A 12,257-nucleotide genomic window follows, 5' to 3' on the forward strand; every position below is an offset into this window, starting at 1 on the left:
ATTTGATTGTAAACGTTCGCGCATAAATTGTCAACTTAATGCATGAATTGGTTAACAAAAAATATATTATGATTTATATCTTATGATGAAAGAATATGTGCTTATCTTATAATTTATATTTATTAATAGTTAAGAGAAGTTTAGTTTAACTATATCTTTTTGATGCTAAATGATAGTTATTTTTAACTTATCTTTAAGGTTTTGTAGTATAATAAACTATTGTAATTACTATATATAACTATAATAGGAATATTAATGGAGGAGTGGATATAGATGCAGCCGTTTCGATTTATACACTGTGGTGATCTGCATTTAGGGGCACCCTTTCAATATGCTACAGGTATTAGCAATGCCGTTGATCGCGCCGTAAGTGAAGCCACTTATGTAGCCTTAGATAAAATTATTGATACTGCTATTACAGAACATGTGCATGCTGTCGTAATAGCTGGGGATATTTATAATAGCGAAGACCATAATTTAGAGGCTCAAGTCCGTTTTGTGCGCGCCATGTATCGCTTGGCTGAGCATCGTATTGATGTTTATATGGTACAAGGTAATCATGATCCTGCTGAAAGCTGGAGAGCGCAACTGCAGATGCCAGATAATGTCCATATATTTTCTAGCGAACAGGTACAGCGTTTCCCGCTCATCGTTAATAATATAGAAATTGGTGGCGTATATGGCATCAGCTGTAGTCATGGTAATGAAAGCGACAACTATGCTCGTCAATACAGAGCTTTTGAACGGGATGAGTTTTCCCTTGCTGTCATGCATGGTACTGTAGGTTCTAGTGTAGGCTCTGAAAATCATAATGTAACAGGACCTTGTAACTTAACTGATTTAACAGAGGCTGCCATGGATTATTGGGCATTGGGCCATATTCATAAATCTCAAGTTCTTAGCGAGGAACCTCTCGTAGTTTATGCGGGTAATTCGCAAGGATTGCATCGTAAAGAACATGGACCTAAAGGATGTTATCTTGTATCCGTATCTCATAATGGTCATTGTGATTTGAGATTTATCGACACCTGTGCTGTTCGATTTGAGGAAATCAAAATCGATATTGCTGGCATGCAAAATGAAACAGATTTCTTAGAGATTTTGCGGCATAAAAAAGAAAACTTGCGAAAGCAACATAAGAAAAACATCTTGCTATCCCTCGTTTTGTCCGGAACGGGACCTCTACATCGCCTATGTACGCAAGAGGAGATTCGAAAACTATGGTTGCAAGAGTCTCAAAATGAAGAGAAAGGCAAATCTATATTCGTTATGCCTTACCGTATTATTTCTAATACACGACCTAGTATTAATCTAGTTGAACGACGTTTATTAACAGATGTAGTAGGTGATTACTTGCGTGCTTATGACGATATGGTAGATGGGGATGCGATACAGACTGCGCGTCAAATCATGGCTGATCGTCCTGAATTTAAGCGCTTAGGCGCATATGCCGATTTATTGAGTGATGAATTATTGGCACGAGCTTTGAAACGTTGTGAAATTGAAGGTGTTACTGTGTTGATGGGGGCTAATGATGAACATTAAACGTATACGATTTGATGAATTTGGCCCGTATCGCGACTGGTCTTTCACCACGGGTGACAATGGGGTTCAACTCATGTATGGCCCTAATGAAAGTGGTAAAACATCCTTGCTCGAAGGGATGCGCACCTTGTTATTTGGCGGTACTCATAAGGCTTATGGCCCTATGACGGGGGCCCTTGATGTGGACCGTAATGGTGAAAGTTACTATATCGGTCGTAAGGGTAAGCAGTTAGACTTTTACAGCCCTGGTCATCCTGCCATCCATGAAGAGCCGGCTCAACATTGGTGGCATGGCATCGATAAAAAAACATATAACCGCATATTTGCGTTAACATTAGACGATCTACAAGGCCTTGATGTATTACAAGAGGTAGAGGTTCGTTCTCGATTCTTTGGCGCCGAAGGGGGAGAACACTTAGGTGGAGCTGTTAAGGATGTTGAAAAAGGGGCTACAGACCTACTTGTAGCATCCTCGAATGGTAAACGTCGCATCAATGTATTGATGGATGAGCTTAAAGAAAACCGTCAAAAGTTGAGTCAGTTGGCGGAGCATGAAGCGCAATATGTGGAATTACAAACCGTCTTTCACAGTACGGAGCAAACCGAAATGGAATTGCAAAATCAGTTGAAAGAATGGAAGGAATATCGGGATGGTATCGATGTAGTATTGCGTGCGTGGGATACATATCGTCGCAGTGAAGAGGCGCGTATGCACATGCAGCAGTATAATAGTGAGCTCGCCTTGAGTCGTGATGAGTTCCTACGTCTTGATGAAGAAATAAAACGGGCTCGTGACAATATGCAATTATGGCAGGAAAAGGAAGCGGCATTGATGCCCGCTAACTTTAGTCCTGATAGCCCATTTGGAACTTACGGCCAAGATATTGAAGACCTTATTCAACAAGGTGCTAAATGGGAGCAATTACGCCGTGAGTGCGAAGAAGGCGATGCGTACATCCGTAAGGTTAGAGAACAATTAGAGTTTTCACGCACCTTACATTCTGCGTGGCGTCACGATGAGCCAATGGCAGAAGACATCAATTGGTTTGATGGAGAACGTTTGGCAAGTCGTTTGCGCACCGCAAAAGAACAACTTTTACATTGGCAAGACCGCAAACCTGCAGAGGCTACCGATGAGGTGCCGACGGCGAACCTTGAAGGTGCAACTTTACCTAACTTTAGTGAAGAAGAATTAGCTAAAAAAGAATATTTAGAACGTGAATTAGATCGTATCTTAATGGATATAGATCAAGTAGAGGCTAGACTAGAGGCTAGACGGAATAGTTATGGTTCAGACGCACAGCCCACAATTCTGCCAAAATGGCTACAACGCATTAGTGGTATAGGTGCTGTTATAGCTGTATTGGTAGTATTAGCAGGCCTGTTGGTTCTTGAATCTGCATTATATACTATAGGTGGTTTTATTTTCTTGATTCTATCTATGGGGCTATTCTGGTATGCTACCTGGAGGCTTCATAATGGTAACTCTGATGTGTCTAAATTAAACTATGAGTTACAAATTTTATCTTCCCGTAAATCTGATGTAGAACATCAGCTAGAGGCTTTGATCAAGGCTGCTACACCTATAGTGAGCCCTGTACCATCCTTAGAAGGAGAGGCACATCTTGAGCGTTGGATTCAGGAAGGGCATACCTTACAAGGTATTTATGATGAAGCCCTCGCAGCATGGCAAAACTGGTTACCCCGAGGGGCGGCTAAGAGTCTCGATGAAGATGATTTCTTTGGTCTCAAACATGAATATGATCAATATCATGAGCAACTACGTACTATAGAAGGCTATGAAAAGCGTTTAGCGGAGCATAAAGAAGGTCTACGCATTATTGAAGACCAAGCGATGGCTTTGTGGTATAACCTTGGAATAGAGTCACCAGTATCTCCTACGGAATTAAAACGTATTTATAATCAATATAAGAACTTTCAACAAAATAAAATTGTATGGGAACAAAAGGAAGCACAACGTAAAAGCTTCCGCAATGAATACGATAATTGGCACCGCAAGGAAAAAGAACTACTCCTTCGCCAAAAAGAATTACTCCATAAAGCTGGTATGGAAAGTTCCAACGAGTATCGTCAACATCTTATCGATGAGGACCAATATAAACAGTGGCAAACTATTTACAAGCAAAGTCAGGTACAGTTGGATTTACTTGCTCCTGATGCGGAGAATAAAGACCTGTTCTATCGTCGTTTGCGAGAAGGCAACAAAGATAACTGGTTAGATGAATTGGCTCACTCTGAGCGTGAAATAGCCTCTATTGAAGATAAATTGGCTACCTTGTACGAGCGCCGTGGTCAAATCGTTGAAGCAATGCGTACACTTGGATCTGACCAGGAGCAACACCAAATGTTGCAAGAACGAGAGGCTTTACAAAGTGAATTAGAGTCTGCTCTCGAAGATTGGGCTACGCAAGTATTGATAAGCCATTGTATGGATAAGGCTCAACAATCGTATGAACAAGAAAAACAACCTCATATGTTAGAGCTTGCCTCCTCTTATGTTGAAAAACTAACTGGTGAGAGGTATACGCTTGATATTCTAGGCATTAATAAAGGGGTAGCACTTATCAACAATAATGGGGAACGACTAGAACTTAAATTTTGGTCTAGTGGCTTAGCTGATCAAGTGTACTTGTCATTACGACTCGCCCTAGCTAAGGTATTCTCTTATCAAGTGGAGTCCTTACCGATTATCTTGGACGATATTCTTGTGCGCTTTGACGAAAATCGTCAACGTAGTGCTTTAGAATTATTGGCTGAGCTTGGGAAAAATCAACAGATTTGGCTCTTTACTTGTCAACGCTCCGTATATGATATGGCTCAATCTATTATGGGCATCGATTGCCATAGATTGAGTCGTAGTTAAATCAAAGTGGTAATGAAATAATAATCCCTGTGGAGGCATATGCTTTCACAGGGATTATTAGGGATTATTAAAGAATAAATAATGTAAGTGATTGTAACTAAAGTAACTGTTTTAGTTACACAAGTGTGTTAGTATACATTTAGAACGAAAGGGGTTGGGTACTTGAACACAGCATATTTGGACATGATCCAAGGAAAGAACCCTGGTGTAACGCCTGTGTGGTATATGCGACAAGCTGGTCGTAGTCAAGCGGAATACCGCAAAATCAAAGAAAAATATACTTTATTTGAAATTACAAAAGAACCTGAGCTATGTGCTCGCGTTACGGAATTACCTGTTAAGGAATACGGCGTCGATGCGGCGATTCTCTACAAAGATATTATGAGCCCCATGGTGGCTATGAATGTAAATGTAGAGCTCAAGGCTGGTGTGGGGCCTGTATTTAGCACGCCTATCCGCTCTATAGCTGATGTGGATAAATTAGAAACCTTTGATCCTACAAAGGTAGATTATATTGCGAAAACGATTACATTATTAACTTCTGGTATGCTCGACGTGCCGCTCATTGGTTTCTGCGGGGCACCGTTTACTATTGCGTCCTACCTTATCGAAGGGGGTCCAACAAAGAATTACAATAAGACTCGCGGTATGCTCATCGGTGCTCCAGATATGTGGAATGCATTGATGACAAAACTAGCGGACATGTCCATTGCGTACTTGTCCATGCAAGCCGAAGCGGGTGCTAATGCACTTCAAATCTTTGACTCTTGGGTAGGTGCTGTTAATGCAGACCAGTATAAACAAGGAATTTACCCTCATATGGAGCGGATCATAAAGACTGTGAAAGCTAAATATCCTCATTTGCCAATGGCCATGAATGGCGTTGGTACGGATCATTTGGTGTCTATTTGGTCTCACTTGCCTTTAGATGTCATTGCCCTTGATTGGCGTAGTTCCATCGTTATGGCAAACGAGCGCGGCGTAACACAAACGGTACAAGGTAACTTAGATCCGGCGTATTTGTTCGGAGACGAAAAAACATTGGCCCGCGAAGTGGATCGCATCTTGCTCGACGGCGTTCGCTATGGGCGCCATATCTTTAATTTAGGTCATGGCGTATTCCCAGAGGCAGATCCTAAAAAACTTCATTGGCTAACGGACTATGTGCATGAACGTAGTCGTGAGATTTGGACTCAAGAGAGGTAAATTAGTGAAAGTAGAAAAAAAAGGATTATTATTCCTGTCTTATGGTAGCCCTTTAAGTAAGGATGATTTAGTACCCTATATGACGAGCATTCGTCGTGGCCGTGTACCAACGGAAGCAGAGATTACAAATCTCACTAAGCGTTATGATACAATCGGTCAATGGGAAAATATTGAGCTCCAAACTATGGCAGAGTGCCAATATAAAACCTTGCTTACTCTGTTGCCAACTATGCCTTCCGCTATTGGTTTTTTACATATGAAACCATCCATTGCAAATGCGGTTGACTGCTTAGTCCAGCAAGGAGTGGAGCATATTATCGCTATTGTAACAGCTCCATTCTTCACCGCTCTCGGTACTGGAGCTTATGAAAAACAAGTGCAAGCAGCCATTTCAAACTATGATAATGTGACATTCGACTTTATCCGTTCATGGTGGGATCAACCAACTTTTAAGGAATACTGGGTAAAAGCAGTTTCAAAGTGTGTGAATAATGATAAATCAGAATGTGTAGATAGTATTAACGCTGATTGTGTGAAAAGTGTTAAATCAGCGTATGTAGATAGTGCTAAATCAGAGTGCACAGTCTTAGATGCGGACGGTAAAAATGTATTCGCTATTTTTAGTGCTCACAGTATACCGCTCATTAATAATCATGGTGGCGATTCGTACGCGTTAGCGTTAGAGGAAAGTGCTAAAGAGATTGCTGAATATTGTAAATTACCGAATTGGACTGTGGCATGGCAAAGTGCGGCTCCTCATGGCCAATGGTTGGGCCCTACTGTAGAGGATGCAATCAATGAAGCTTTACAAACTGGTGCTACTCGCATTGCTTTTGTACCATTTGGATTTGTAAGCAATCACGTTGAGGTACTGTACGATAATGATGTGGAGTGTAAAGAACTCGTTGAAGCAAAGGGCGCAACATATATGCGTGCACCCATGCCAAATTGTAATGAAACATTTTTACAAGCAATGGCGAGTGCAATAATAGAAAGGATTCATTCGTGAACGTAACAATTGTGGGCGGTGGCTTAACAGGGCTAACAGCGGCTTATTATTTAGGCCATGCAAAGCCGGAATGGACCATTACTCTTTACGAACAAGCACCACGATTTGGTGGGAAAATACAAACGCAACGTGTGGATGACTTCGTAGTGGAACTCGGTCCTGACTCCTATTTGGGGCGTAAAACAGAAATGACAGATCTCGTGCATGATCTTGGACTAGGTGATACCCTTGTGTCTAATGAAACAGGTCAAGCCTTTGTATATGATAAGGGCTCTATCCACCCAATTCCGGGCGGCTCCATCATGGGCATTCCTACGGAAATGATGCCCTTTGTGAAAGCAACGCTCATTTCCTGGCCTGGTAAATTGCGTGCTGGCTTAGATTATTTTAAGAAACCATACCAACTCGATGAAAATGGGGATGTATCCATTGGTCATTTCTTCAAATACCACTTAGGTCAAGAAATGATGGATAAACTCATCGAGCCTCTATTAGCTGGCATCTATGGTGGCGATATTTATAAAATTAGCCTATTGTCGACATTCCCTCATTTTATTCAAGTAGAACAAAAATATGGAAACATGGTAAAAGGTATGATGGCTGCTAAGATGAGTCACTCCAAAGCGGGTGTCTCTAAGGCCGCCAAAGGGGCTGTTACTGAAGGTGATGTGCCTCGAGCTGGTAAAGGAACCATGACGGACCGTCAATTTGAAAGTCACGAAGCTAAGACTAGTCAAGATACTTCTGCTGGTAATAGTGTAAACGGCTCTAGCCATGTGACAAAGACTAGTTCTAATCATCAGTCTGCAAAGGCGCAAGCGGATATGGAAAGTAGAAAGGGTACTGCTGCTCAATCTGGTATGTTCCGTCAATTGACAGGCGGCCTTGAAAGCGTTATTACCGCTATCGTTGAGGCCATGCCTAGTAATGTACAGTTGCATACAGGTGCACTAGTTTCTGATATTCGGTATGTTGATGGTGTATATGCAATAGATGTAGCGAAGTCGTGTAACGATTCTTGTGGCTGTCAATCTACGGCAGAACATGTGATTATCAGTACGCCGCCGGCAACATATACTCAATGGTTCAAGGATGATGCGGGTTTTGATTTCTTGCGTTCTATGGAGCAATCTAGTTGCGCCATTGCTATCATGTCTTTTGATAAAAGCACCTTTGATGGTGATTTAAAGGGATCAGGTCTTCTCATTACTCGTAACACGAATACACCTCTTACAGCGTGTACCATTCTTAATCAAAAATGGCCACAAACTACGCCTGATGATAAGGTAGTGTTGCGCGTCTTCATCGGTAAGCCTGGTAATGATGTGGTAGAACGACTCAGCGAAGAGGAACTTTCAGAATTGGCAGTCAAAGAAATTCAACATATCATGGGTTTTTCTGTCAAACCTGAATGGGTACGTATCAATCGTCTCATTCACTGCATGCCGCAATATAATGTAGGCCATCGTGCAGGGATTAAAGCAGTCCGTGAACATGTGGCGGAACATTATCCAAATTTACACCTCATCGGTACGCCATTTGATGGCATTGGTATTCCTGATGGTGTAAAACAAGCAAAAGAACTCGTAGAAAAACTTGTGAATGACAAGTAAGATAGTGACTTGCTTAAAAGAGTTAGTATAGTATTAAGAGGCATAGGATTATCTTAGCCTAAAAGCAGTAGTTTAGTCTTAACTAAAGAATATACTAATAAAAAATCTCAATAGAAACTAAATTGAAAAGACTCTATATGCTATAATAGTAAGTGGAGTCTTTTGATTTCCGTAATTATAGATATACATTATTATTTTGATATAATCACCATAGATAGGAGTGATCATAATGGGAAAAGCAATCCCTACAGTAGAAGGTTGGCATAGCCAACACATGGTATTCGCCATGGATTTCAGCGCATGGAACTGTTTTACAGAGGATGAAAAAGTAGCAGCGCGCAATGAATTAAAAGCATTCTTAGCTGACCTTGAAGCTAAACATCAAGCTAAAGAAGGTAGCTATGCATTCTATGATTGTAATGGAGCAAAAGGGGATTTAATTCTATGGATTCTCGGCCCATCCCTTGAATACTTGGCTCAAGTAGAACGTAAATTCCGTCGTTTAGCTATTGCAAGCGTGTTGGTGCAAACTTATTCTTATACTTCTGTAACAGAAGTAAGCACCTATGTTAAGGCCAAGTTAGATACAGAGGAGGTTAATCAAAAATTATATCCTCATGTACCTCGCGATAAATATATCTGTTTTTATAATATGAGTAAAAAACGCGAAGGTGATGACAATTGGTTCATGTTACCACCGCAAGAACGCGGTGCTTTGATGAAAGCTCATGGTGAACTTGGTAAAACATACTTGGATGTATTATCTGAATTCACTACTGGGGGCTGTGGCCTAGACGACTGGGAATGGGGCATTACCATTTTCAGCAACGACGACATCCAATTCAAAAAAATTGTATATGATATGCGCTTTGAAGTTGCCAGTGCAAAATATGGTATCTTCAGCGACTTCTACGTTGGTACCATCATCGATGATGCACTACTAGAAGAAATCTTTGGATAATAAAAAAGGGACTGCGTTGCAGTCCCTTTTTGTTATTATTTAATTCATATATATCGATAAATAACTGCTTATTGTATCGTATATTTCGTTCGATTTATAATGTTCTTAAGGTAGTCGGCGAGGTTGGGTCTCTCAAAAAGCAAATAGCCCTCCGTTACCCAGTGTAATTAGATAAACAGAAAGGCCATTTCCTAGATAATTAGTTTTTGAGATGCGCCTGACGTTCCTACTCGTCTGACTATCTATTTATATTATAGAGATAAAGGTATATATCGTCAAATTAGAATGAATGGACTGCCTTGCAGTCCATTTTTCTCCCCTCAAAATGAAGGCTATAATTTTGAGGGGAGAAAAGTTAATATACGCACTATACTTCGTAAAATATAATTCACAATATATGAGTATCGCACTCGCAACTATATTCTCATAAAAGAGAACCCCGCATCGATCCGACTTACGAGGTCAAGGCCCTAGGCCGCAGACCTGATAAGTATGGAGGAGAGATGCGGGGTTTCTTTTATCACTTAGTATAGAAAAGTGAATTATATTTTGTTGTACTGTTCAGTGAACGTAAATTTTCTGTTCCAGAAAATTATACGTTCATGTTTGCACCTTTACGCACATAGAACCAGTAGCATACTGCTACAGTTACAAGGTTGAACGCAAGTAATACAGCAAAGGCTGGGTGAATATTGCCGAACATGGAATATACAAAGCCGAAGATTTTAGGAGTAATGAAGGCACCATATGCAGCTACAGCGGCTACGAAACCTGTAATTAAAGAGGAGAGCAATGGATTGCCAAATACGTGTGGAATCATACGGAATGTTGCGCCGGTAGCAAAACCACAGCATACAAAAGTTAATACGGACATTGCAAAGAAGAATGGGAAGTTGTGCATATCTACACCAACTGCAATTAATGCGGTTGATGCACATAAGCCGATAAGACTAATAAAGGTAACTTTTGTACCACTATTGATTTTATCTGCTAACCAACCACCCACAGGACGAAGGGCACCTGCTACGAGTGGACCTACAAATGCGATAGAAGCAAATGGAATTTCAGGGAATTCTTTGCCTACTAATAGACCAAGTGCTGCTGCGTAACCAGAGAATGCACCGAAAGAACATGTATAGAGCAATGTTAGCGCCCATGTGTGCTTGTTACCAAAGATTTGTACGAGGTTTTTAGGATTTGGTTTTTCTAGAGGTAGGTTATCCATGAAGCGAGTCATCAATGCAAGGATAACAACAAGAGGTACAACCCACATGAAAGCTGCATTAGCTAGATATACTGCGTTGCCCTTAATAATTGTTGGCGTTACACCAAATACACTACCTAAAGCCGCAGATCCCATAGCAAATGGAGCTAGGAAGTAGATTACAGAAATGCCAAGATTACCAACGCCACCGTTGATACCAAGAGCTGTGCCTTTTTCAGATTTAGGGAAGAAGTTACCAATGTATGCCATAGAGGATGAGAAGTTGGCACCTGCTAAACCGATAAGGGCTGTTAAAATCATAAATGTCGCATAAGAAGTTGTTGTATCTTGTACAGCAAAGCCGAGCCACACAACAGGAACTAATAAGATAATTGTGGAAATAAATGTCCAGTTTTTACCGCCTAACAGTGCTGGCATGTATGTGTATACAAATCGCAATGTGGCACCTACTAGGCCTGGTAAGGCAGCCAATGTAAATAATTGATCAGTAGTAAAGTTAAATCCAGCGCTATTTAGCTGAGCCGCAATGGTTGCCCATAAGTACCAAACACAGAATGAAAGTGTTAAGGCAATAGTGGATATAACGAGGTTTTGTTTAGCAATTTTTTTGCCAAACTTTTCCCAAAATTCCGGATTCTCCGGTTGCCAATTAGCCACGATTTCGCTGCGGCTTGCACCTACTTGAGGCATTTTTAGTTCGTTCATTTTGAACTTCTCCTTACTGTAACAACTATACACGTAGACAAGAAAAATATATAAGATTATATATAGTATATATATATAAATAGTAAAATCTAAAGAATTTCCATAGAAAGCATTCGATTTACTTACAAATTGCGTTATAATTATTGTAGCATTAATATTTTTCAATGTCTTACATCACAGATATATTATATAGTGTAATTTTTTTTGTGAATGTGATGTAAAACACACATATTCTGAAATTAATAAGTTATAATAATCATATATATACGAAAAAGTATATAGTATACGTACTTTTACTATAAATAGATTAGTATAACTAATGGATTTTGTTATAAAAGTACTGTGGAGTGATAATGGTATGGATCAAAAATTAATTAACCAATTGCTTGCTTTGCCGGGTGAGGAACTACATCTTAAAAAAGGTGATTTTCTCTTCCGTGAGGGGGACAAGGCAGAATACTTTTACGTAGTAGTAAAAGGTAGAATGAGCATTAAGAAGTTCGAAGCTAGCGGACACATTTTTGCGTTGCGTTTAGTAGGGCCGAATAATGTAATTGGTGAGGTTCCGTTGTATGAGGAGAACACTAGAACATATGTGTTCAACGCCATTGCTCGGGAGGATTGCTCTGTTTATTGTATACGCTATGATGTGTTGGAAGGGGCTATTGCAAAAGACCATTCATTGGCTATTGCAATGATGAAAATCTACACTTTGCATATGCGTCGTCAACAGGCAAAATACCGGGACTTGCTACTTTACGGCAAGAAGGGAGCATTCTATTCTACCTTGTTGCGCTTAGCCAATAGTTATGGTGTAAAGCGCGAGGATGGTATCTTTATTGATATTGCCCTAACAAATCAAGAATTGGCTGAGTTTGCTGCCACATCAAGAGAAAGTTTAAATCGCATGTTAAGTGAGTTACGTAAGTTAGGCTATGTAGCCTATGACAAACACCATCTAGTAATCTGTGATTTTGACGCTTTAATCGGATTACTTGATTTAGAGGTTGATGGTATCGACCCTAATATTAGTAATATCGAATAACAGGATTTTCTCCCTTGTGTTAGCACATCTAGCACAAGGGATTTTTTTGTAGTTTTGAAGGAGG

At 40.3% G+C, this 12,257-nt stretch carries 8 protein-coding genes; 7 read left to right on the forward strand and 1 reads right to left on the reverse strand.

Annotated features, from left to right (window positions below; translation table 11 throughout):
- Positions 1-273 precede the first annotated feature (273 nt).
- From HMPREF0873_RS07470 to hemQ, 6 genes are all read left to right on the forward strand, one after another.
- Entirely contained in the window at positions 274-1,545 is a 1,272-nt protein-coding gene (locus HMPREF0873_RS07470; RefSeq protein WP_008715259.1) for a DNA repair exonuclease, read from the forward strand.
- A complete protein-coding gene (locus tag HMPREF0873_RS07475) occupies positions 1,535-4,429 on the forward strand; it encodes an AAA family ATPase (RefSeq protein WP_038125757.1) in 2,895 nt (964 codons plus the stop codon). The genes HMPREF0873_RS07470 and HMPREF0873_RS07475 overlap by 11 nt, the downstream gene beginning before the upstream one ends.
- Before the next feature lie 162 nt (positions 4,430-4,591).
- Positions 4,592-5,635, forward strand: coding sequence for a uroporphyrinogen decarboxylase (gene hemE / locus HMPREF0873_RS07480; RefSeq protein ID WP_038125759.1), 1,044 nt, complete (start codon positions 4,592-4,594; stop codon positions 5,633-5,635).
- Positions 5,636-5,639: 4 nt separating this feature from the next.
- Positions 5,640-6,644, forward strand: a complete 1,005-nt coding sequence (locus HMPREF0873_RS07485; protein ID WP_008715262.1) for a ferrochelatase — start codon at positions 5,640-5,642, stop codon at positions 6,642-6,644.
- Positions 6,641-8,257: a protoporphyrinogen oxidase gene (gene hemG, locus HMPREF0873_RS07490; RefSeq protein WP_008715265.1), complete on the forward strand. Its 1,617-nt coding sequence runs from the start codon at positions 6,641-6,643 to the stop codon at positions 8,255-8,257. The genes HMPREF0873_RS07485 and hemG overlap by 4 nt, the downstream gene beginning before the upstream one ends.
- 229 nt (positions 8,258-8,486) lie before the next feature.
- Positions 8,487-9,218, forward strand: coding sequence for a hydrogen peroxide-dependent heme synthase (hemQ, locus tag HMPREF0873_RS07495; protein ID WP_038125760.1), 732 nt, complete (start codon positions 8,487-8,489; stop codon positions 9,216-9,218).
- Positions 9,219-9,810: 592 nt separating this feature from the next.
- On the opposite strand, the gene HMPREF0873_RS07500 is transcribed toward hemQ, so the two are convergent.
- Entirely contained in the window at positions 9,811-11,148 is a 1,338-nt protein-coding gene (locus tag HMPREF0873_RS07500; protein WP_008715271.1) for an MFS transporter, read from the reverse strand.
- 358 nt (positions 11,149-11,506) lie between these two features.
- Here HMPREF0873_RS07500 and HMPREF0873_RS07505 point away from each other — a divergent pair, with 358 nt between their 5' ends.
- Positions 11,507-12,193, forward strand: a complete 687-nt coding sequence (locus HMPREF0873_RS07505; RefSeq protein ID WP_038125761.1) for a Crp/Fnr family transcriptional regulator — start codon at positions 11,507-11,509, stop codon at positions 12,191-12,193.
- Positions 12,194-12,257 lie beyond the last annotated feature (64 nt).

It is taken from the genome of Veillonella sp. 3_1_44, assembly GCF_000163715.1.
Lineage (GTDB): Bacteria > Bacillota > Negativicutes > Veillonellales > Veillonellaceae > Veillonella > Veillonella parvula_A.